At 58.6% G+C, this 21,743-nt stretch carries 24 protein-coding genes and 1 pseudogene; 15 read left to right on the forward strand and 10 right to left on the reverse strand.

Going from position 1 to position 21,743, the window contains the following annotated elements; genetic code table 11:
* Positions 1–22: 22 nt before the first annotated feature.
* Complete coding sequence (locus KGP25_RS03250) at positions 23–409, reverse strand: VOC family protein (protein ID WP_045908085.1); 387 nt, start codon at positions 407–409, stop codon at positions 23–25.
* Between the two features lie 88 nt (positions 410–497).
* Here KGP25_RS03250 and KGP25_RS03255 point away from each other — a divergent pair, with 88 nt between their 5' ends.
* The gene (locus KGP25_RS03255; protein ID WP_024909504.1) at positions 498–1,100 is read left to right on the forward strand and encodes an ATP-dependent Clp protease proteolytic subunit; all 603 of its coding nucleotides are present in this window, start codon (positions 498–500) and stop codon (positions 1,098–1,100) included.
* Positions 1,101–1,235: 135 nt separating this feature from the next.
* Positions 1,236–2,357: a cupin domain-containing protein gene (locus KGP25_RS03260; protein ID WP_063622639.1), complete on the forward strand. Its 1,122-nt coding sequence runs from the start codon at positions 1,236–1,238 to the stop codon at positions 2,355–2,357.
* 91 nt (positions 2,358–2,448) lie between these two features.
* On the opposite strand, the gene KGP25_RS03265 is transcribed toward KGP25_RS03260, so the two are convergent.
* The gene (locus tag KGP25_RS03265) at positions 2,449–3,864 is read right to left on the reverse strand and encodes a PLP-dependent aminotransferase family protein (protein WP_111967172.1); all 1,416 of its coding nucleotides are present in this window, start codon (positions 3,862–3,864) and stop codon (positions 2,449–2,451) included.
* A gap of 176 nt (positions 3,865–4,040) precedes the next feature.
* Between KGP25_RS03265 and KGP25_RS03270 the strand changes: the two genes are divergently transcribed.
* Positions 4,041–4,202 (forward strand): DUF1127 domain-containing protein, encoded by a 162-nt coding sequence (locus tag KGP25_RS03270; protein WP_022650337.1) that lies wholly within the window; start codon positions 4,041–4,043, stop codon positions 4,200–4,202.
* Between the two features lie 86 nt (positions 4,203–4,288).
* Here the strand turns inward: KGP25_RS03270 and KGP25_RS03275 are convergent, their stop codons facing one another.
* A complete protein-coding gene (locus KGP25_RS03275; RefSeq protein ID WP_223539967.1) occupies positions 4,289–5,677 on the reverse strand; it encodes a PLP-dependent aminotransferase family protein in 1,389 nt (462 codons plus the stop codon).
* 101 nt (positions 5,678–5,778) lie between these two features.
* Here KGP25_RS03275 and KGP25_RS03280 point away from each other — a divergent pair, with 101 nt between their 5' ends.
* Positions 5,779–6,258, forward strand: coding sequence for a carboxymuconolactone decarboxylase family protein (locus KGP25_RS03280; protein ID WP_014882392.1), 480 nt, complete (start codon positions 5,779–5,781; stop codon positions 6,256–6,258).
* Here the strand turns inward: KGP25_RS03280 and KGP25_RS03285 are convergent.
* Positions 6,245–7,147: a LysR family transcriptional regulator gene (locus KGP25_RS03285; protein WP_223539968.1), complete on the reverse strand. Its 903-nt coding sequence runs from the start codon at positions 7,145–7,147 to the stop codon at positions 6,245–6,247. The two genes, KGP25_RS03280 and KGP25_RS03285, sit on opposite strands and share 14 nt — an antisense overlap.
* A gap of 100 nt (positions 7,148–7,247) precedes the next feature.
* On the opposite strand from KGP25_RS03285, the gene KGP25_RS03290 reads away from it, so the two are divergent.
* The 7 genes from KGP25_RS03290 (at position 7,248) to KGP25_RS03320 (ending at position 12,944) form a co-directional block, all read left to right on the forward strand.
* The gene (locus tag KGP25_RS03290) at positions 7,248–8,663 is read left to right on the forward strand and encodes an aldehyde dehydrogenase family protein (protein ID WP_223539969.1); all 1,416 of its coding nucleotides are present in this window, start codon (positions 7,248–7,250) and stop codon (positions 8,661–8,663) included.
* A 152-nt stretch (positions 8,664–8,815) separates the two neighbouring features.
* A complete protein-coding gene (locus KGP25_RS03295) occupies positions 8,816–9,139 on the forward strand; it encodes an antibiotic biosynthesis monooxygenase (RefSeq protein WP_048028659.1) in 324 nt (107 codons plus the stop codon).
* Entirely contained in the window at positions 9,132–9,509 is a 378-nt protein-coding gene (locus tag KGP25_RS03300; RefSeq protein ID WP_223539970.1) for an amino acid-binding protein, read from the forward strand. Before KGP25_RS03295 ends, KGP25_RS03300 begins: the two co-directional genes overlap by 8 nt.
* Positions 9,502–10,197, forward strand: a complete 696-nt coding sequence (locus KGP25_RS03305; RefSeq protein WP_196347040.1) for a winged helix-turn-helix domain-containing protein — start codon at positions 9,502–9,504, stop codon at positions 10,195–10,197. The genes KGP25_RS03300 and KGP25_RS03305 overlap by 8 nt, the downstream gene beginning before the upstream one ends.
* A gap of 146 nt (positions 10,198–10,343) precedes the next feature.
* Positions 10,344–10,814: a MarR family transcriptional regulator gene (locus KGP25_RS03310; RefSeq protein WP_024908312.1), complete on the forward strand. Its 471-nt coding sequence runs from the start codon at positions 10,344–10,346 to the stop codon at positions 10,812–10,814.
* Positions 10,811–11,878, forward strand: coding sequence for an HlyD family secretion protein (locus tag KGP25_RS03315; RefSeq protein ID WP_223540535.1), 1,068 nt, complete (start codon positions 10,811–10,813; stop codon positions 11,876–11,878). The genes KGP25_RS03310 and KGP25_RS03315 overlap by 4 nt, the downstream gene beginning before the upstream one ends.
* The gene (locus KGP25_RS03320; RefSeq protein WP_048028649.1) at positions 11,868–12,944 is read left to right on the forward strand and encodes a DUF2955 domain-containing protein; all 1,077 of its coding nucleotides are present in this window, start codon (positions 11,868–11,870) and stop codon (positions 12,942–12,944) included. Before KGP25_RS03315 ends, KGP25_RS03320 begins: the two co-directional genes overlap by 11 nt.
* Here KGP25_RS03320 and KGP25_RS03325 read toward each other — a convergent pair.
* Complete coding sequence (locus KGP25_RS03325; RefSeq protein WP_063622629.1) at positions 12,941–14,212, reverse strand: DUF445 domain-containing protein; 1,272 nt, start codon at positions 14,210–14,212, stop codon at positions 12,941–12,943. The genes KGP25_RS03320 and KGP25_RS03325 overlap by 4 nt on opposite strands.
* A gap of 168 nt (positions 14,213–14,380) precedes the next feature.
* Between KGP25_RS03325 and KGP25_RS03330 the strand changes: the two are divergent.
* Positions 14,381–14,667: pseudogene (locus KGP25_RS03330) on the forward strand (BrnT family toxin).
* Positions 14,654–14,956: a BrnA antitoxin family protein gene (locus KGP25_RS03335; RefSeq protein ID WP_023293359.1), complete on the forward strand. Its 303-nt coding sequence runs from the start codon at positions 14,654–14,656 to the stop codon at positions 14,954–14,956. Before KGP25_RS03330 ends, KGP25_RS03335 begins: the two are co-directional and overlap by 14 nt.
* Before the next feature lie 30 nt (positions 14,957–14,986).
* Here KGP25_RS03335 and KGP25_RS03340 read toward each other — a convergent pair whose 3' ends face one another.
* Positions 14,987–15,625, reverse strand: coding sequence for a LysE family translocator (locus KGP25_RS03340; RefSeq protein ID WP_223539971.1), 639 nt, complete (start codon positions 15,623–15,625; stop codon positions 14,987–14,989).
* A 47-nt stretch (positions 15,626–15,672) separates the two neighbouring features.
* A complete protein-coding gene (locus tag KGP25_RS03345; protein ID WP_223539972.1) occupies positions 15,673–16,416 on the reverse strand; it encodes an AraC family transcriptional regulator in 744 nt (247 codons plus the stop codon).
* A gap of 151 nt (positions 16,417–16,567) precedes the next feature.
* Here KGP25_RS03345 and KGP25_RS03350 point away from each other — a divergent pair, with 151 nt between their 5' ends.
* Positions 16,568–17,938, forward strand: coding sequence for an NAD-dependent succinate-semialdehyde dehydrogenase (locus KGP25_RS03350; protein ID WP_223539973.1), 1,371 nt, complete (start codon positions 16,568–16,570; stop codon positions 17,936–17,938).
* 175 nt (positions 17,939–18,113) lie between these two features.
* On the opposite strand, the gene KGP25_RS03355 is transcribed toward KGP25_RS03350, so the two are convergent.
* On the reverse strand, positions 18,114–18,659 hold the full coding sequence (locus KGP25_RS03355; RefSeq protein WP_223539974.1) for a YfaZ family outer membrane protein: 546 nt from the start codon (positions 18,657–18,659) through the stop codon (positions 18,114–18,116).
* A 411-nt stretch (positions 18,660–19,070) separates the two neighbouring features.
* On the opposite strand from KGP25_RS03355, the gene KGP25_RS03360 reads away from it, so the two are divergent.
* Complete coding sequence (locus tag KGP25_RS03360; protein WP_223539975.1) at positions 19,071–20,429, forward strand: esterase-like activity of phytase family protein; 1,359 nt, start codon at positions 19,071–19,073, stop codon at positions 20,427–20,429.
* A 68-nt stretch (positions 20,430–20,497) separates the two neighbouring features.
* Here KGP25_RS03360 and yjiA read toward each other — a convergent pair whose 3' ends face one another.
* Entirely contained in the window at positions 20,498–21,451 is a 954-nt protein-coding gene (yjiA, locus tag KGP25_RS03365; protein ID WP_063622614.1) for a GTPase, read from the reverse strand.
* Positions 21,452–21,461: 10 nt separating this feature from the next.
* Positions 21,462–21,665 (reverse strand): YbdD/YjiX family protein, encoded by a 204-nt coding sequence (locus KGP25_RS03370; RefSeq protein WP_003856610.1) that lies wholly within the window; start codon positions 21,663–21,665, stop codon positions 21,462–21,464.
* Positions 21,666–21,743: the final 78 nt, after the last annotated feature.

Here is a 21,743-nt window from a genome sequence, read left to right on the forward strand (position 1 = left end):
GTTCAGGAACGAAACGCTGATATTATGCACCGACAAGCTCAATCCGGTTGCCGTCCGGGTCCGCGATCACCGCTTCATAGAAGCCGTCTCCGGTCATGCGCGGGGCGCTGAGCAGCGTGCCGCTGGCCTGTGCCCGTTCGGCCATGTCGTCCACCTGCGCCTTGCTGCCGACATTGATGGCAATATGCGCCCAGCCGATAAACTCCGGATGTGACGGGGCTGCGGGCAGGTCCGGCAGCGTCATCAGCTCGATGGTCGGTCCGTCATTCAGCGTAATAAAGTGTGATTCAAACCCGGGACGATTTTTACTGACGTAGCGTTCGTTGCTGCGGCCATTAAAAACCGTTTCCCAGAACTGAACCTGGGCGTTCAGGTTTCGGGTCCACAGTGCAACATGGGCAATATGCATAAGCTCCCTCGTGATTTGTCTGTGAGGACTTTGATCGGTAAAACAGGCTACACTCTGGTTTTGAGCGCGACAAGCTGAGGAAATAACAATGCACTACACACTGAAAGAAAGCGACAAGGAAAAAGCGGAAGGGTCAAACGGCGCGGGCGCTCTGCAGCAAAAACTGCTGGAGTCTCGTTCGATTGTGATCTCCGGTGAGATCAACCAGGAGCTGGCGCAGAAAGTGATCACCCAGATGATCCTGCTGCAAAGCGTCAGCAACGATCCGATCAAGCTGTACATCAACAGCCAGGGCGGCCACGTAGAAGCGGGCGACACCATCCACGACTTCATCAAATTCATTCGCCCGGAAGTGCACGTGATCGGCACCGGCTGGGTCGCGAGCGCCGGGATCACCATCTTCCTGGCTGCGAAAAAAGAGCACCGCTACTCGCTGCCAAATACCCGCTTCATGATCCACCAGCCGCTGGGCGGCGTGCGCGGTCAGGCGACGGATATTGAGATCGAAGCGCGCGAGATCATCCGCATGCTGGATCGCGTGAACAAGCTGATCGCCGACGCTACCGGCCAGCCGCTGGAAAAAGTAAAAAAAGACACCGACCGCAACTTCTGGATGTCCCCGGCGGAAGCGCTGGACTATGGTATCGTGGGTAAACTGATTACCCATTATGACGAGCTGAAGCTGGATTAAGTTTTCGCGGCGTGTTTGTGTCGGGTGGCGGCTTCGCCTTACCCGACCTACACGTGCTGGTTTGACCCATGACAAGTTCCCCCTCTGCCTTCTTGCCTATAATCGCGCCTGTTTCCCTTCTCACTGGTGCTACCCATGGCGTATCAACTGAACCTGAACTGGCCGGAATTTCTTGAGAAATACTGGCAAAAGCAACCCGTTGTGCTGAAAAATGCCTTCCCGAATTTTGTCGACCCGATTACCCCAGACGAGCTGGCGGGTCTGGCGATGGAGCCGGAGGTCGATAGCCGTCTGGTGAGCCATTTCAACGGTAAATGGCAGGCCAGCAATGGTCCGTTCGAGCACTTTGACGATCTGGGCGAAACCGGCTGGTCGCTGCTGGCGCAGGCGGTGAACCACTGGCATATGCCCGCGGCGGAGCTGGTGCGTCCGTTCCGCGTTCTGCCGGACTGGCGTCTGGACGATCTGATGATCTCCTTCTCCGTACCGGGCGGCGGCGTGGGTCCGCATATCGATCAGTACGACGTGTTTATCATTCAGGGGATGGGCAGCCGCCGCTGGCGCGTGGGTGACAAGCTGCCGATGCGTCAGTTCTGCCCGCATCCGGCGCTGCTGCATGTGGATCCGTTCGAGCCGATCATCGACGAAGATCTGGCGCCGGGCGATATTCTCTATATTCCGCCTGGATTCCCGCACGACGGTTTTACCCATGAAACGGCGCTTAACTACTCCGTCGGCTTCCGTGGGCCAAATGGCCGCGATCTGATCAGCAGCTTCGCCGATTATGCGCTGGAAAACGATCTGGGCGGCGAGCACTACAGCGATCCGGATCTGACCTGCCGTGAACACCCGGGCCGCGTGGAGCAGTACGAGCTCGATCGCATTCGTCAGATGATGATCGACATGATCGCCAAGCCAGATGATTTCACAAAATGGTTCGGCAGTTTTGTCTCCACGCCGCGCCACGAGCTGGATATTGCCGCCGCCGAGCCGCCGTACGCGCCGGAAGAGGTGCTGGACGCGCTGCAGGGCGGCGAAACGCTGTCTCGCCTGAGCGGCCTGCGCGTGCTGAACATCAACGGCAGCTTCTTCATCAACAGCGAACAGCTGGAGACGGTAGACGCGAAGGCGGCGGATGCGCTGTGCCGCTACACCGAACTCGGTCAGGCCGAGCTGGGCGATGCGCTGAAAAACCCGGCGTTTGTCGAGGAGCTCACCGGGCTGATTAACCAGGGGTATTGGTACTTCGACGAGTAGTGCAGCCTGTTGCCCGGTGGCGCTGCGCTTACCGGGCCTACAACGGCAAGAACGTAGGCCGGGTAAGGCGAAGCCGCCACCCGGCAAAACACTACTCCTCCATCGCAATCACAATCGCTTCACCCAGCTTCTTCAACGCCTCGCGATGTTTCTCCGTCGGCGGCAGCGCCACGTTGATCCGCAGGCAGTTACGGTACTTCCCGGAGGCGGAAAACAGCGACCCGGCCGCGGCCTGGATCTTCAGCCGGCACAGCTGCTTGCTGACGCACACCATATCGACCTTCTCCGGCAGCTCAATCCACAGCAGGAAGCTGCCCTGCGGGCGCGTGACGCAAATCTCTGCCGGAAAATACTGCCGCACCCAGCAGGTGTAGGTTTCCATATTCTGCTGATAAATCTGGCGCATACGGCGCACGTGGCGATGGTAATGACCGTCGCGAATAAACGCCGCCACCGCCATCTGCGTGCCCGGCACGTTAAATCCGCCGGCGGCGTATTTCATGTGCATTACCCGGTCGTAGTAGCGTCCCGGCACAATCCAGCCGACGCGCAGGCCCGGCGCCACGGTTTTGGTAAACGAGCTGCAGAGGATCACGCGGCCGTCGATATCCATCGAATGAATGGTGCGCGGGCGCGGGTACTCCGCCGCCAGCTCGCCGTAAATATCATCCTCGACAATCACGATATCGTGCCGCTGGGCGAGGGCCAGCACCTGCTTTTTCCGCGCCTCCGGCATGATAAACCCGAGCGGGTTATTGCAGTTGGGCACCAGAATCACCGCCTTGATTGGCCACTGCTCCATTGCCAGCTCTAGCGCTTCGATGCTGATCCCGGTTTCAGAGTCGGTGGGAATTTCAATCGCCTTGATGTCAAACCCGCGCAGCATCTGCATGGTGCCGTGAAACGACGGCGATTCCACCGCCACGATATCCCCCGGTTTGCATACCGACAGCAGGGCAATCGACAGCGCGCCGTGGCAGCCGTTGGTGATCACAATGTCGCTTGCCGAGACGGTGGAGCCGCCGTCCAGCATCAGACGGGCGATCTGCTCGCGCAGCTCCAGGCGCCCGTCAAGCACGTCATAGCTCAGCATCTCGCCAGGGTTATGCTGCGCGATGCGGCTCATCTCGCGCCACAGGGGCTTCAGGCTCGGCTGGTTAATGTCCGGCGAACCGCCGCCAAAGGAGATCATCTCTTTGTCGGCGCGGGCGTCCAGCAGCATCATCACCTCATCCCACTGGGTAACGTCCACGGGGCGCTGCACCGGGCGCGTCATCGCCGGGACGGGCGGCTGGGCTTTGCGCGGTGAGACAAAATAGCCGGAGCGCGGTTGAGGCGTGATCAGCTGGAGGTTTTCGAGGATCTGGTAGGCCTGCTGTATGGTGCTGATGCTCACGCCGTGCTCCTGACTCAGCGTGCGCACCGACGGCAGACGTTCGCCGCTGCGATACAGCCCTTGCTCAATGCGTTCAGCCAGAAGATTGGCCAGATGTTGGTAGCGTGTCATGCTGTATCCTTTGTTTTCACCATACAGATTATAAAACCAGTACAGATTGCTGCGAAAATTGCCATGCAGATACTGTTTTAGCGGATCTGTATGTTAAACAAAAGTTGTTTTTGCATCTGTATTGCACGGGTGGATTTCCGGGATGATAACCCCACTGACACAGTGAGGAGAGCATCATGGAATTCTACGAGAATCGTTCAAAACGTCCGTTTATTGTGTTTGTCTGGATCGCAAAAACGCTGCGTAACTGGTATCGCATCAACCGCACCCGCCGCATCCTGAGCCAGATGAGCGACGAGCAACTCAAGGACGTTGGGTTATCGCGTTATGATGTGTGATCCACGTCGTCGCCGGGTGGCGGCTGCGCCTTACCCGGCCTACTCGATCCCGTAGGCCCGGTAAGCGTAGCGCCACCGGGCGATTTTCAGCGCAACAGCGCAAACGTCTGCCGCTTCGGCCTTTCCAGCAGCTCAACCGCCTCTTCATACGACCGCACGTTGTTATAGCCCATCACCAGCCCGTAACGTTTGCCCGACCCGCGATACCACTCCGAGAGCGCATTGACCTGCAGCTGCTGTTCCTGCCAGCAGCGCGCCACTTCCCAGTCACGGCTTCCTTTGGTCAGGAACGCCACGATATGCATCCCACCGTCGTTTTGCTCGGTGAAAAACAGATCGCCATACACCTCCTGCAGGGCGGCAATCATCCAGTCGCGGCGGGTCTGATACAGCGCGCGCATCTTTTTCAGATGACGGAAAAAATGCCCTTCGTTGAGAAACGCGGTGAGGATCTTTTGCGTCAGTACCGGCTGGCCGCTGGTGGTGATGTCCGCGCAGTCGGTAAAGGCTCCGACGGTGCTGGCGGGCATCACCACGTAGCCCATGCGCAGCGACGGCATGATGGTTTTACTGAAGGTGCCCATAAAAATCACCCGGTCGTGATGGTCGAGGCTTTTCAGCGACGGCAGCACCTTGCGGGTGTAGTGAAACTCCCCGTCGTAATCGTCTTCGATAATCCACGCCTCGTTCTGGCTGGCCCAGTCGAGCAACTGCTGTTTACGCGGCAGGGAGAGCGTGACCGCCAGCGGGCTCTGGTGCGACGGGGTGACGATGGCAAATCGGGCGTCGCGATGGTGACGCAGCAGGTAGTCCGTATCGATACCTGAACGGTCGACCGGCACGGTGTGCAGGCGCGGCACGATCCGCTTGAGCAGCTGCTGGCCCATAAAATAGCCCGGATCTTCAAACACCACCTTGTCGCTGCGGCTGGCGAGGGTGTCGAGGATCAGCCGCAGGCTGCCGCTGTAGCCACTGGTGATCAGCACCTGTTCAGCGGTGCAGGAGAGCCCGCGTGAGATGTTGAGGTAGCTGGCGATGGCCTGGCGCAGCGGATACCAGCCCAGAACGGGCGGGTTGAGCATCTCCTCCTGTCGCATAGCCCGCGTCGCCTGGCCCGCCAGCAGCAGCCATTTTTTATACGGGAAGCTGTCGAGGGCAGGAATGCCGGGGCGCAGAAACCCAGCCCGCTCGCGCTGGCTGATGAGCGAGGCCGGAAGCGCTCCGGTGGGCTGCTCCGCAGGGGCAGTCTTATCCGGCAGCAGTAAATCCGGGTTAACCTGCGTGCCGCGCGCGCCCTGGCTCACCAGATACCCTTCACCCGTCAGAATGGCGTACGCCGTTTCGACGGTTTTACGCGCCACCTTCAGCTCTTCCGCCAGCACGCGGATGGCAGGCACCCTGTCGCCCGGCTTCAGCACGCCGCGCATGATGTTGTCGCGGTAGCGGGAATAAATCTCGTGATAGCCCGGCTTCATGTCCTACCTCATTTCACGCTTTTTGTATCTTTTTACTATGTCATGAACGGCGTAGATTTGCCTCATCGCACGGCATATGCCGCACAAAAAGAGGAAAGACCATGAGCACTCGCGTTAACCACCATAAAGTTACACCTGCCCTCGCCAACGCGCTGTCTGCCCTGAGCATGGAGGTAGCAAAAACCTCCATCGATCCGGCGCTGAAGCACCTGATCGACATTCGCGTGTCGCAGCTGAACGGCTGTACGTTCTGTCTGGATATGCACTCAAAAGAGGCGAAAATCGCCGGCGAGCGCGAACTGCGCCTGTACCATCTGGCGGCCTGGCGCGAGTCCCCGCTGTTCAGCGCCCGTGAAAAAGCCGCGCTGGCCTTCACCGAAGCGCTGACCCAGATTGGCGTTCACGGGGTGAGTGACGCGCTGTACCGCAGCGTGGCGGAGCACTTCTCGGACGTGGAGATTTCAGAGCTGAACTTCGCCATCGTGGCGATCAACGCCTGGAACCGTCTGGGGATCACCTCCCGCATGGCGCCCGGTTCGCTGGATGCGGCGTACGGGCTGAATAAAGCTAACCTGGAATAATTCCGCGCTCGCGGATCATCGCCACCAGCGCCCGCAGCCCTGGCGGGATGTGGCGATGGCCGGGGTAGTACAGGCGCAGCCCGGCAAACGGCTGCGTCCAGTCGTTTAAGACGCTCACCAGCTCCCCGCTTTTCAGCTCGTCCCGAATATAGAGTTCCGGTAAAAATCCCACCCCTAATCCCGCTTTCACGGCGCGGATCGAGGCAAAAAGATCGGACGTCGCAAAGCGCGGCGGCACGGCAAGCGCGTACGTTTCCCCCCGACGGGCCAGCTCCCAGCGGTAGATCCCACCGTGCGCCATACGCATGCCGATCCCCTGATGTGAAAGCAGATCGTCCGGCGTCTCGGGTATGCCGTGACGGGCGAAATAGTCCGGGGTGGCGGTGACGAGCTGGCGGATCTCACCGGTCAGCGGCACGGCGATCATGTCCTGCGGAACGGACTCTTCGAGACGGATCCCCGCGTCATAACCTTCGGCGACGATGTCGATCATCCTCGCTTCACTCACCGTTTCCACGCGCATTTTCGGGTAGCGGATCATGTAGTCGATCAGCAGCTGGTCCAGAAACAGCGTGCCGATATGGTTCGGCACGTTCAGCCGTAGCGTGCCGGCAGGTTCCCCGGTGTCACTGTGGATCTCTTCCCCAGCGAGACGGATCTCCTGCAACGCCGGGCCAATGCGCGCAACGTAGCGCTGCCCGGCGTCGGTGAGCGCCACGCTGCGGGTGGTGCGGTTGAAAAGCCGCGTCTCAAGGCGGCTCTCCAGCCCGGCGATGGCGTTACTGACCGCCGTGGCGGACATCCCCAGCTCCTGCGCCGCACCGCGAAAGCTGCCGCGCCGCACCACCGCCATCACCACTTCCAGCTCTGTCAGACCTGAACGATGCATAGATTATCCTGAAAATCGAAACAACCATTGCAGCATAGCGTGGATTATCGCAACGGAGAAGACGTGACAGACTGGTCTCACACAGCCTGAGGAGGGTTATATGCACACTATCGAACAGATCTTTATTAACGGCGAGTTTGTTACCCCGCACGGTACCGAGCGGTTTGATTTGTACAATCCGGCGACGGCGCAGGTCATCGGCCAGGTTCGTCTGGCGGATGAGGTTGACGCTGAACGCGCTATCGCGGCGGCAAAAGCGGCGTTTCCGGCATGGTCGCAGACCACAAAGCAGGAACGCATCGCCGCGCTGAAGCGCATGCACGCCGCCGTGGCCGCCCGTCACGATGCGATGCTGGACGCCATTGTCGAGGAGTACGGTGCGCCCGCCTCGCGCTCCGCGTGGATGGCAAGCTATCCGGCAGAGGTGATTACGCAGGCCATCGAGGCGCTTGAGGCGTTTGAGTTTGTCACCCCCGCAGGTGCCGCAACGGTGCAGATGACGCCGCTTGGCGTGGCCGGGCTGATTACGCCGTGGAACAGCGATGCCGGGTTTATCTGCGGCAAACTGGCGGCCGCGCTCGCTGCGGGCTGCACGGCGGTGATCAAGCCGAGCGAAATGAGCGCCCTGCAAACGCAGATTGTCACCGAAGCGTTGCGCGATGCTGAATTACCGCCAGGGGTATTTAATATCGTCACCGGACGCGGCGAGACGGTCGGCGAAACGATTAGCCGTCATCCGGACGTGGCAAAAATCTCGTTCACCGGTTCCACGAATACCGGCAAGGCGATCCTGCGCAACGCGGCGGAAAGCTTTAAGCGCGTGACGCTGGAGTTGGGCGGTAAATCGCCGACGATCCTGCTGGATGATGTGGATCTCGCGCAGGCGATCCCGCTGGTGATCCAGGCCGGGTTTATGAACAGCGGACAGGCGTGCGTGGCCGGAACGCGCATTCTGGTGCCTTACTCGCGCAAGGTGGAGATCGAAACCGCGCTGGCGCAGGCCGTGGCGGCGGTGAAATCCGGCGACCCGCGCAACAGTGCGACAGACGTCGGCCCGATGGTCAGCGAGAAGCAGTGGCTGCGGGTGCAGGGCTATATCCGTAAAGGCCTCGAAGAGGGGGCACGCCTGCTGGCGGGCGGTGAAGGACGACCGGACGGCACGCAGGACGGCTGGTTTGTGCGTCCGACGCTGTTTGCCGACGTGAACAACCGGATGACGATTGCCCGCGACGAGATTTTCGGTCCGGTGCTGTGCGTGATCCCCTATCGTGACGAGGCGGAGGCGATAGCCATTGCCAACGACACCGACTACGGCCTGAGCGCGATGGTGCTGGGCGGCGATGTGGACCGCGCACGACGCGTGGCGCAGCAGATTGTTGCCGGTCGCGTGCTGGTGAACACCCTGGCCCATGAACCGAAAGCGCCGTTCGGTGGCTTCAGGCACTCCGGTTTGGGGCGCGAGATGGGTGAGTGGGGAATTCGGGCGTTTATGGAGCCGAGGTCGATGGTGGGATAAAACCCGCCCGGTGGCGCTGCGCTTACCGGGCCTACATGAGCCCGTAGGTCGGATAAGCGCAGCGCCATCCGGCACAACGCTTCGCTCCTTGCCGAAGCATTGTGCTTTTCCCTCCTGCATTCTCTCCCCAACATCACAACGGAGAGAAAGCCATGATCGCAGTCCTTTTCGAAGCCAAAGCCGCGCCTGCCCATCAGGCGCGCTATCTTCAGCTTGCCGCAGAGCTTAAGCCGCTGCTGGCGGACATCGACGGTTTTATTGATATCGAACGGTTCCAGAGCCTGACCACCGAGGGCAAAATCCTCTCCCTCTCCTGGTGGCGGGATGAAGAGGCCGTCCGCCGCTGGAAGCAGAACGTCTTCCATCAGGCGGCGCAGGCCGAAGGACGGGAGTCAATTTTTGCGTACTACCGCATTCGGGTGGCGCAGGTCGTGCGGGAATATACCTCTGAAACCGGAGGACACGCCGATGTATGACGTTCATGTCATTTTTCGCGATATCCCGGGTGAACTGGCGCGCTTTGGGCAGCTGCTGGGCCGCAACGGCGTGGGGCTAGAGGGCGGTGGCGTATTTGGTACACATGCCCATTTCCTGGTGGAAGACGGGAAAAAAGCGCGACGCGTGCTGCTCGACGCCGGGTTTACCGTGCAGGCGGTGCGAAAGCCGGTGATCAGAAAGCTTAAGCAGGAACGCCCTGGCGAGCTGGGCGAGATCGCAGCGGCGCTGGCGGCACGCGGTGTGTCTATCCTGACTCAGTACAGCGACCATGCGAATCACCTTATTCTGCTGACGGATGATGATAAGCTGGCCGCAGAGATCACCGAACCCTGGGCGACCCATGCTTAAGACGAGTTTACCCCCTGATAACAGCGCGATGCTGGAAAAGGCGATTGCCGCGGTGGCGGCTGCAATGGCCGATCCGTCGCGCGTGAAGATGCTCTGTGCGCTAATGGACGGACGGGCGTGGACGGCCACCGAACTGAGCGCGGCGGCAGATGTCGCACCGTCGACCGCCAGCGGGCATCTCGCCCGACTGCTTGAAGGGCAACTGATAACCTGCCTGTCGCAAGGGCGGCATCGCTATTATCGTCTTGCCGGGCACGACGTGGCGGCGCTGGTGGAGCAGATGATGGGGCTTTCGTGGAGCCGCATTACCCCGCCGGAAACCACCGCACCGAAAGCCATGCGTGAAGCCCGGACCTGCTATGACCATCTCGCAGGCGCGGTGGCGGTGCAGATTTATGATTTCATGCAGACGGAAGGCTGGCTGGAGGCTGACGGTTCAGCGTTGACACTCTATGGCCGGGAGCAGTTCCTGACGCTCGGCATTTCGTTAAGCGCGCATCCGCGCCGGAAGGTCTGCTGCGCCTGCCTGGACTGGAGCGAGCGGCGGTTTCACCTGGGCGGAGAAGCCGGCGCGTTGCTGCTCGACCATCTGGAAAATAAAGGCTGGATCCAGCGTGTGGCGGGATATCGGGAGGTGGTGGTGACGGCGTCGGGGAAGGCCGCTGTAAAGAGGCTTTTTAGCCGCTAAAAACGCCCGGTGGCGCTGCGCTTACCGGGCCTACGCGTACATCGCCTCCAGTAACACCTTTCGCAATTCCTGCGCTTTCGCCTCTCGTTTCTTGATAGTTACCCTGATAACTATTATCTTGACCGCGTGTGACGAGAGGTTTCCCCATGAGTGAAGAAGAACTGTTCTGCCGCAGGCCGATGGGCATGCGGATGGCGATGATCGTGCGCCAGTGGCGTGCCGTCATCGACGAGGCCATTCTCGATACCGGGTTAACCCAGTCGAGCTGGACGGTGATGATGCAGCTTCATCAGCTCGGGGATAACGTCTCAATGAGTGAGCTGGCGGAGGTGCAGGGCATTGAACTGCCGCCGCTGATGCGCACCCTGACACAGCTGGAAAAGCAGGGGTACCTGCTGCGCGCTGTATCGCCTTATGACAAGCGCATCCGGCTTCTGACGCTGACGCCTGAGGGAAAAGCCCTGTTACAAAGGCTCACTCAGGTCATTGAGACGTATCAGGCGCGCGTATCGCAAAACATCGCGCCGGAACATCTCGACATTTTCAGCGCCACGTTGAATCAAATCGCCTGCAATTTGCGGACAATCCGCGAAGAAGATAACAAGACCGAAAAATAATGACCCCTGAACAAAAGTTTGCCCGCTGGGTAAGGGTGAGTATTGCCTCTTTCCTGCTGATGTTTGTCTACTTTATCGTCGCGGATATCTGGATCCCGCTGACGCCGGACTCCACCGTGATGCGCGTGGTGACGCCGGTGTCTCCGCGCGTCTCCGGTTACGTGGCGGCGGTACATGTCCACAACAACAGCCAGGTGAAGAGAGGCGATCTGCTGTTTGAGCTCGATGACACGCCGTTTCGCAATAAGGTGGAAGCGGCGCAAATTGCGCTCGGGCAGGCACGCCTGTCCAACGAACAGCTGGATGCGCAGATCGCCGCCGCGCAGGCCAGCCTGAAAACCGCCGTGCTGACCGCGCGTAACGACAAAGTGACTTTTGATCGCTACCAGAAGCTGAGCACGCTGCAGAACGTCTCGCAGGCGGATCTGGATAAAGTCCGCACCACCTGGCAGAGCAGCGAACAGTCCGTCAGCTCAATTCAGGCCAACATTCAGAACCTGCGTATCCAGCGCGGCGAGCGGGACGAGCACCGCAACGTGACGCTGCAAAAATACCGTAACGCGCTGGATGAAGCAGAGCTGAACCTCGGCTGGACGAAGGTCTACGCCCAGGCGGACGGCACGGTCAGTAACCTGCAGTTGAGCCCCGGCTTCTACGCTTCATCCGGTTCCGCCGCGCTGGCGCTGGTGAACAACCAGACCGATATCGTGGCCGATTTCCGTGAGAAGAGCCTGCGCCATACCCATCAGGGCACCGATGCGGCCGTGGTGTTTGACGCCTTCCCGGGACACGTTTTCCGCGCCCACGTCACCAGCAGCGACGCGGGGATCCTGGCAGGTCAGGAGGCCGTTAACGGCCAACTCTCCGAGCCGGAAACCTCCAACCGCTGGGTGCGCGACGCCCAGCGCATGCGCATTCACGTGACGCTGGACGAGGCGCTGCCGAAGCATCTGCCGACCGGCGCCCGCGCGACCGTGCAGCTCTACAACAGCGAAGGGCCGTTTGCGCGCTTCTTCTCCGGGATGCAGATCCACCTGGTAAGCCTGCTTCACTATGTCTATTAGTACCCTGGCGCGGGTCTTTACCCCGCACGGCAACATCGTCTATACGGCAAACGACTTTCGCCAGACCCTGCGCATCGTCTTTGCCGGGATGATTGCGCTCAGCATCTCCAGTTTCTATAACACCAGCTACGGCGTCTTTTTCGTGGTCTATCCGATCATGCTGCTTTCGCTGGTGCCGGTGTTTAACCGCCACGTGGCGAAGCAGTTTATCTTCAGCGCATCGCTCAACTGCGTCGAAATGGTGATTATCATCGGCTATTTGTCGCAATGGCCGATCATCATGACGCTGGTGGTCTTTGCCCTGTACGTGATGCGCTTTCGCTTTATGAGTAAAGGCCCGCTGTTTCTGTTCGGTTCGATGGGCGTGGTGTGCCAGAGCGTGATGCTCAACTTTATGAGCTACCCCACCACCAACTGGCACACGCTGCTGTTTTCCAACATCGAAGCGAGCGTAATGGCGGTGTGCCTGAGCGCGCTGATGAACTATCTTCTGCCGGATGTGGAACCCCGCAAGCCGCCGCCGCTGATTGAGAAAGATGACGCCCGCGTGCGCCACGAGTCGCTGCTCTCCGGTACCGTCGCGACGCTGATATTCGTCGTTTTTCAGATCAGCGACTTAAGCGATTCGCTTTCGGCGCTGATGGCAGGGATTTTGATCCTGTTCCCGATGCACTATCGCGGCGCGGTGATGAGCTCCATCTGGCGCGTGGTCGGCGTGGTGCTGGGCTGTCTCTATATTCTGGTGGTGCAGCTGATCCTCTACGATCACAGCAGCCATATGCTGCTGATGATGCCGCTGATCGGCCTTGGGCTGGCGTTTGGTGCGCGACTCCACGTGATGGAGAAGGTGGGGGCGGGCGTGGGCTTCTCCAGCATCACCACCATCGGGATAATGTTCGGGCAGAACATGCACCCGGACACTGACCTGGTGTTCAGCGATCTGTACCGCATCACCTCCGTTACCTTTTCGCTGGTGGCGACGCTGACGATGGTCTTTCTGGTGCACCTGATCCTGAACCGCTTCGAGGCGACGCGCTACGTCATCGCGCCGCCCAAAGCGGATTAATGTCCCAACACGGCAGGCAGCTGCGAGAGTAAAAACAGGATCAGGCCAATCGTCCCGCCCACCAGGGTGCCGTTGACGCGGATAAACTGCAGATCCTTGCCAATGTTCAGCTCAATCTGGCGGGACATGTCTTTGGCATCCCAGCTTTTCACCGTGTCGCTGATGTGGCGTGTCAGGAACGCGGCAAAATCCGGCGCGAGGCGGTGCGCGGCCTGCTCCAGATGCTCGTTCAGCGAGGCCTGCAGGTTCGCGTCGTTCGTCAGCGTTTCACCGAACCACAGCCCGGCGTTGGCGATGCGCTGCTTCACGCGCGAGTCCTCACTCTGCATATCCGCCTTCAGCCACTGGCGCAGATCGGCCCACATCTCGCCCAGATAACGGTTAAACGCCTCATCGTTTTTCAGGTAATGCTTGATGTTGTCGGCTTTGGCCGCCATGTCCGGATCGTTTTTCAGGTTGTCGATAAGCTTCAGCGTGGCGCGGTCAAACGCCTGGCGGATCTGGTGCGTGCGGTCGTGGCTGATATCGTCCAGCAGCGTGTTGACCGCGTTCGATACCATCTCCGCACTCTGATCGCCCAGCCACTCGGTGGGCAGCACCATCGCTTTGCGGGGATGCTCGGTTTTGAGCCAGTGGACGATCTGGTCGGCGATAAAGTCCCGCGTGCTTTCCCGCTGAATCAGCGTAATCAGCCGGTTGATGATGGTGTCCAGCAGCACCTGGTGGCGGTTGTTTTTGGTCATGCTCTCCAGCATCACGGCGCTGGTTTCGGTGAAATCGACCTTGTCGATGGCCTTATGCACCGCGCGTTTGAGCAGGCGCTGAATGCGCCCGTCGTCGGTCAGCTCGAGAAAACCGCTCATCACCTGCATCAGATGCAGCCCGACGCGCTGGGCGTTGTCAGCCTTGCTGAACCAGGCACCAATCATCTGGGCAGGTTCATAGCGGCGAATCAACGCCACCAGCGACTGGGTATCCAGAAACTTCTCCTGCACGAACTGGCCGAGATTGTCGCCGATCCGGTCTTTATTGCGCGGGATGATCGCCGTATGGCGGGAGATAAAGGGAATCGGCACCCGGCGGAACAGCGCGACCACCGCAAACCAGTCAGCCAGCGCGCCGACCATTGCCGCCTCGGCAATGGCCTTGACGCCGCGCACCCAGAAGGTCTGCGGCAGGAACAGGGTGGTGATAAAGGCCGCGGCGGCAACCAGCAGCAGCGACAGCGCCAACAGCTTGGCGCGTTTGAGTTCAGCAATTTTTTCCATGGGTTAAGGATAGAGGGATACGGGGGGAATGTGCAAAGCAGGGAGCGTTATGTCATTCCCGCTTCTGGAATCTACCTTCCGGAATTAAACACCTTTTTACATATTTGGTTTAATCATTGTGCAATTTGTATATGCTTTTTTGTATATACAATCAGGGAAGGGTACACTATGCCAATGGAGTATGAGTGGGATAGCAATAAGGCGAAAATAACCTGCAAAAACATGGCATACGTTTTGAGGATGCGGTTATGGTTTTCGACGATCCTTATCATTTGTCTGTTCAGGATCGCTATGAAAACGGTGAATTTCGCTGGCAAACCATCGGCCTTGTGCAAGGCCTTCTTGTTATTTTGGTCGCACATACGGTACGTTTTGAAAGCGGAGGAGAAATCATCCGTATCATTAGCGCACGAAAGGCGGACCGTAAAGAGAGGAGCCGTTATGAGCATCGTTAAACATAAACGAGGTAGTGCGCCTGAGGTAAGTGCTCGTCGTGTGGCTGAGCTCAAAGCATTAGCTGAAAAACCAGATGCGGAGATTGATTACAGCGATATTCCTGCCACGGACGATGAACAGTGGTCAGGGGCGGTGCGAGGGAAGTTCTATCGACCACTCAAAACTCAGGCATCTGTACGCATTGACGCCGATGTGATGGAGTGGCTTAAACGGCCTGGGAAAGGTTATCAGACGCGGCTCAATGCCATTTTGCGTGAAGCAATGCTGCGCGATCAAAACAAAAAATAAATAGCGGGCAGCGTTTGGCTGCCCGCTATCTCAGCGTATATTTTCCAGCAGCCGCCACAGCACCCACCCGCCAAACCCCATCAGCACCACCCCCGCCGTGCGCTCTATCAGCCACAGCGCACGGCTGAGCTTCTGTTGCACCGACGATAGCCCCATCAGCGATACCAGCGCCAGATCCCACGCCAGCACCACCATCACCATCCAGACGCCGCACGTTGCCTGCTGAAGCAGCGTCACGTCCGGCCCCAGTAGCGCCGTCATCAGCGCCAGATAGAACAACGCGTTCTTCGGATTAAGCAGCGCCGAGCCGAGCCCCAGCAGGATCTGCTTGCGCAGCGAAGGGCAGCCCTGATGGGTTTCATTCAGCCTCATCGCCTGCGGTTGGCTGCGCACCAGATGCGAGCCGATCCACAGCAGGTACAGTGCGCCGGATAACTCGATGAGCGTAAACAGCCATGCAAACTGGCGCAGTGCACTCCAGCCGATAATCACCAGTAAGATATACAGCCCGTTGCCCGCAGCGATGCCGACGCACAATCCAGCGCTGCCGCGCAGTCGGTAGCGCGCCGCGTAGCCCACCAGCAGGAAAAAATCCGGACCCGGGCTCAACAGCGCAACAAAATGCGCCAGCGCCAGGGCGAGAAAAGCAGAAGGGAAGAACAGTTCCATAGCAACCTCGGTTAACAATCTGAGGTCAGGCTACGGTGATGCCAACGTTATTTATTGTCTGATATTGATCGGCCCGTCGCGTACTGGCGCGGCGTGGCGGCGGTATAGCTGACGAAGGTCTTATGAAAATGGCTCTGGTCGGCAAAGCCGCTCTGGTAGCCGACGTCGGCGATGTCGTCCCCGGCACGTAGCCGCGCTTTGGCGAACTCCACGCGGGAGATGTTGAGGAAGCTGCCCGGCGTCAGGCCGGTATCCTGCCGGAAGGTGCGGATCAGCGTCTCCTTGCGCAGCGAGAATCGTTGGGCAAGTTCGTCGAGGGAAGGCGGTGCGGTCAGGTCGGCAAGAAACGCCTGCCGCACGTGCTGACTGGTTGAGCGAAGCGCATCTGCGTTTTCCACGCAGCGGGGCAGGGCTGAAAGCAGCCTGTCCACGGATACAGGCGACATCATCTCAACAATATCAAGGTAGCGCTTAAACAGCGTAGGGTCGCGAATCACCTGGAGCGCCAGAGGAATATCGGTGTCGATATAGAGCATATGGTAGCTGCGCGGTTGCCCGGCGACGGGGTTGCAGCTGTGCGGCGCAGAGGCCGGGATCACAATGAGGTCCCCGGGGTTAAGAATGTATTCTTTGTCATGACAAATGCAGCAGGTCTGGCCTTCCATAATCGCGCCGATAGAGAGCTGAGGGTGACTGTGGCGTTTGTACGCCTGCGTGCTCTGCCACGTGCTGCGCAGCTCAAGGCCTGAGGCGCGTTGAAAAGTCTGACGGATGTGTCGGGTATCGGTCATAAGCCCTCCTTCTGGACGTTTTTTATACCACGTCAGCGAACCGTCTGGCAGCGCTTCATTAAGAACCTTCCGGATATACCCAACTTTACGTCCACGGCCAGTCATGTTGACTACCCTTAATACCCTAAGCGGTAAAACAAGGAGATTCGACATGGCTTATCAGACAGTAAATCCTGCCACTAACCAGCTCATCAAAGAATACCCCTCACATACCGACGCGGATATCGAAGCGGCGCTGAAGGCGGCCGATGCGCTTTACCATTCGGACTGGGCGAAAGGCGACATCAGCCAGCGCCTGCCGGTGCTGCATAAGCTTGCCGATCTGATCGACGAGCGCACCGAGGAGCTGGCGAAAATTGCCAGTAAGGAGATGGGTAAGCTCATCGAACAGAGCCGCGGCGAAGTGAAGCTGTGCGCGCAGATCGCCCGCTATTACGCTGACAACGCGAAGCAGTTCCTGGCTCCGGTGAAGTATCAATCCGAACTCGGGGAAGCGTGGGTGGAGCATCATCCCATCGGCGTGCTGATGGCCGTTGAGCCGTGGAACTTCCCGTATTACCAACTGATGCGCGTCCTGGCACCAAACCTGGCGGCGGGCAACCCGGTGATCGCCAAGCATGCCAGCATCGTGCCGCACTGCGCCGAGACCTTTGCCCACCTGGTGCGCGAGGCGGGGGCGCCGGAAGGCGCATGGACTAACCTGTTTATCTCGTCCGAGCAGGTGGCGAACATCATTGCCGACGATCGCGTGCAGGGTGCCGCATTAACCGGCTCCGAAAAAGCCGGCAGCGTGGTGGCCGCGCAGGCGGCGAAGCACATCAAGAAATCCACCCTTGAACTGGGCGGTAACGACGTGTTCGTGGTGCTGGACGATGCGGACCTGGACAAAGCCGTCAAGACTGGCGTGAATGCGCGCCTTAACAACGCCGGGCAGGTCTGTACCGCGGCGAAGCGCTTTATCCTGCATGAAAAGATCGCCGACGCCTTCCTGAGCAAATTCACCGAGGCGTTTAAGCAGGTGAAGATTGGCGATCCGCTGGACGAAAGCACCACGCTGGGGCCGCTGTCGTCGAAAGATGCGCTTGAAACGTTGACCAAACAGGTTAACGAGGCGGTGAAAAACGGCGCGACGCTGCACTATGGCGGCAAGCCGGTGCAGCGCGACGGGAGCTTTTTTGAACCGACGATCCTGACGAATATCTCGCGCGACAACCCGGCGTACTTCGAAGAGTTCTTCGGCCCGGTAGCGCAGATGTACGTGGTGAAAAACGACGACGAGGCAGTTGCGCTGGCGAACGACTCCCACTACGGCCTGGGCGGGGCGGTATTCAGCCAGGATATCGAGCGCGCGAAGAAAATGGCGTCGCGGATCGAGACCGGGATGGTGTACATCAACTGGCTTACCGATACCGCGCCAGAACTGCCGTTCGGCGGCGTGAAGCGCTCCGGTTACGGACGCGAGCTGTCGGATCTGGGGATCAAAGAGTTTGTGAACCAGAAGCTGGTGGTGGTGCGTCAGTAAGAGATCATAAAAAAACCTGCCAGCCGGCAGGTTTACTATGAACAATGTCATCGCTTTTCTTGCCGGGTGGCGCTGCGCTTACCCGGCCTACAATGTGCAACAATTTTAATATATTGCCCCTTTCATTGTAGGCCCGCGCAAGCGTAGCGCCGCCTGGCGAAATGCACAAACAGGCTTAGAAGGACACTCCACCACCTACATATGCGCCGTCAATCAGCGTGTGGTTCGGACGACCGTCTTTACCATCAACGCTCACGTGGCGGTAGCCCACTTTCAGGGTCACCGGCGCGATCGGCGTCCAGCTTACGCCACCGTTGGCTTCCACGTAGTTTTTCACGCTGTTGTTCAGCCCTTCTGGCGCAACGTAGCCTTCACCGTACACGTGGATGCTGTCGGTCAGGGCAATGTTTACGCCGCCGCCGATCGGGAACGCCACGCCGTTATCGCCTTTTTTCGGACCGATGTAGATGGCTTTGGCACCCGCATTCAGCATTACCGGGCCTACTTCCAGGTTGTAGCCTGCGCCCACGCCGCCGGTCTGGGTACCGTCATCGGTGTTTTTAAGCCAGTTGCTTTCGGCATACAGGCCGGATGAGGATTTCCCCATTTCCAGGTTGAGGTTGGTAAAGTTTTTACCCTGCTCAATGCTGCCACCCATTGCCAGAGCTGAACCCGAGAGGGCGGTCAGAGCAGAAAGAAGAAGGATATTCAGTTTTTTCATGTTTTATGCCTCGTCATTAAATTCATCTGGGGGCACCTTAACAAGCGATGTTTATGACTGCAAATGTGATGAAGGTCGCTGTTTTATACTGATATTGTTAACTTTTTTATTTGAAATGTTGCATCGATGTTTGATTGTCGAGGTGTCAATGCGTGATGTTTGGACGTTTAGGCATCGTTTAATTTTTTGACTAAACATAAACTGAACGAGGAAGGGATAGTGATTAGAGGCGAATTAATTGAGTTTCTAATAATTTCCAAAAGTATTTCAGATGACACACAATACAACATAACCTTACATTTCCGGGCAATGAATATACGTTCACTCGCCCATGCCGATTGCCTTTCCATGTCATTTTTCTGACACGTTTATTCTTTACGTTGTTGGCTTCACTTACTGGATGCTAACAATATGAAAAGAAAAATTATTCCTGTGCTTATCGGTTGTGCGCTCTCTTTCTCTGGCCTGGCGGCACAGCCTACCGCTGAGCGCTATGTCGTCAGCTTCCCCGAGGGTTCCCATGTGAAATACAGCGGCGCGTTTGCCGATGCGTTCCCGAACGGGCTCCCGGTGGGGATTGGCTCTGGCCTGCTGTTTACGGGCAAGCAGGGCGATGCCCTGACGTTTGCGACCGTGACCGATCGCGGTCCCAACGCCGATGCGCCCAAAATGGGTAAAAACGAAGCCAAAATATTTGTCACGCCAGATTTCGCGCCGCTGCTGATGACCATTCGCGTCCAGAACGGCAAAGCGGAGGCGGGTGATGCCCGCCCGCTGCATGACGATAAAGGCGAGATTAACGGTCTGCCGCTGCAAAGCGGCGTGATTGGTTCCACCAATGAAGTGGCGTTCAGCGATACCTTAAAGACGCTCAAGGGTGACAATCGCGGACTGGATACGGAAGGCATCACGCCGGACGGCAAAGGCGGCTACTGGCTGTGCGACGAGTACGGCCCGTTCCTGATTAACGTCGACAGCAAAGGCAAGATCCTCGCGATCCACGGGCCGCAGGCCGCGGAAGGGGAAAAATCCATCGCGGGCGGTCTGCCAAACATCATCAAATGGCGCCAGCCCAACCGGGGCTTTGAAGGCCTGACCCGGATGCCGGACGGACGCATTATCGCCGCCGTGCAAAGCACGCTGGACATCGACGGTAAGAGCAAAAAGCAGGCGCTGTTCACCCGTCTGGTGAGCTTTGACCCGGCGACCGGCAAAACCGCGATGTACGGTTACCCTATCGACAGCGCGGCCTACGACAAAAACAGCGACGCCAAAATCGGCGACATCGTGGCGCTCGATAATCAGCACATCCTGCTGATTGAGCAGGGAAGCGATAAAAACGACGGAATGCGTAACCTGATTTACAAGGTGGATCTCAGCAAGGCGAGCGATCTTTCCGCCTTTGACAAGCCGGGCGAGTACCCAGAGTTTGATGATGAGAAAACCCTGGCGCAGCGCGGCATTACCCTTGCGTCAAAAACGCAGGTGGTCGATCTCCGCGCGCTGGGCTGGCAGCAGGAGAAGGCTGAAGGGCTGGCGCTGATCGACAGCAAAACGCTTGCGGTGGCGAACGATAACGATTTTGGCGTGAAGGTCGCGATGCAAAACCCGGTCGAGGGCAAGAAGCTCAAGGATTACCGGGTAAACGCGGAAGGCAAGCTGACGCTGGATGATAAACCGGTGGAAACCACGCTCAGCGTGAAGCCGCTGAAGAAGCCGGAGTCCGACAGCGAGCTGTGGATTGTGACGCTGCCGGAGGCGGTGAAATAAGTTTACCGCTCACCCCTCTCCCCATAGGGGAGAGGGGATTGTTCGGAGCGCATAGTTAAGCGGGGAGGCTATTTCTTCAGACCCGCAAACGCCGCCCGAATCTCCTCTTCCGGCAGCTGTATACCAATAAACACCATCACGCTGTGCGGCGGTTCATCGCCCCACGGTCGGTCCCAGTCGGCGCTGTACAGGCGCTGCACGCCCTGGAACAGCAGGCGGTTGGGCTCGCCGTCAATCCACAGCATACCCTTGTAGCGCAGCAGCTTGTCGGCAAACGACAGCAGCAGGTTCTCCATTACGCGGGAGACTTCGCTGATATCCACCGGATAATCCAGCTCCACCACAATTGACGCCACGTCGTTTTGCTTGTCTCCCATAAAGTGGAAGCGCGGTTTCGCGGTGACATTCTCCTCCAGCATAAAGCCGTTGGTGTTGAACAGCTGAGACAGGTCGATATCGCCGTGCGTCACCGTGTAAATTGGCGCGCGGGAGTTGATGCGCGTCAGGCGCTCGCGAAGCTTAACGCTTTCGCCCGCCACGTCGGTTTTGGTCAGCAGGATGCGGTCGGCGTAGCCCACCTGAGACTGGGCGATGGTGAACTGGTTCATCTGCTCGTCCGCGTGGACCGCATCGACCAGGGCAATGACGCCGTCCAGCAGGTAGCGCTGGCAGAGGATTTCGTGAGAGAAAAAGGTCTGAATAATCGGGCCGGGGTCAGCCATGCCGGTGCACTCGATCACCAGACGGTCAAAGTCGATTTCACCGCGATCGCGGCTGTCGAGCAGGTCCAGCAGGGCGTCTTCCAGCTCGTTAGAGCGGGTGCAGCAGATGCAGCCGTTGGTCAGGGTTTTGATCTGCGTGGCGCGATCGCCAATCAGCTGGTCGTCTACGGAGACTTCGCCAAATTCGTTTTCGATGACGGCGATTTTGAAGCCGTGCTGCTCGTTCAGAATGTGGCGCAGCAGGGTGGTTTTACCGGCGCCGAGGAAACCGGTCAGCAGGGTAACGGCAATCGGGGTCATGGTCTCTCCTTTAGCAGCAGCGGACGCCGCCTTCTCCACTTCCACCGTAGCGCGCTTCCTGACGCTCGCGGAAGAATTCGGTGTAGGTCATGTACGGCTTATCCGGATGGTTGGTCTTCATATGCTCAACGTAGTTGTCATAGTCCGGAATGCCAATCAGCATTTTCGCCGCCTGACCGAGGTATTTTTTTGCTTCGCCTAAGTTACCAAACATAACGTGTCCTGATAAGAAAAAGCCCGGTGGCGCGCAGCGATCCGGGCCTACAGTACCGTTGTAGGGCGGGTAAGCGCA

It is taken from the genome of Enterobacter sp. JBIWA003 (assembly GCF_019968825.1).
Lineage (GTDB): Bacteria > Pseudomonadota > Gammaproteobacteria > Enterobacterales > Enterobacteriaceae > Enterobacter > Enterobacter quasiroggenkampii.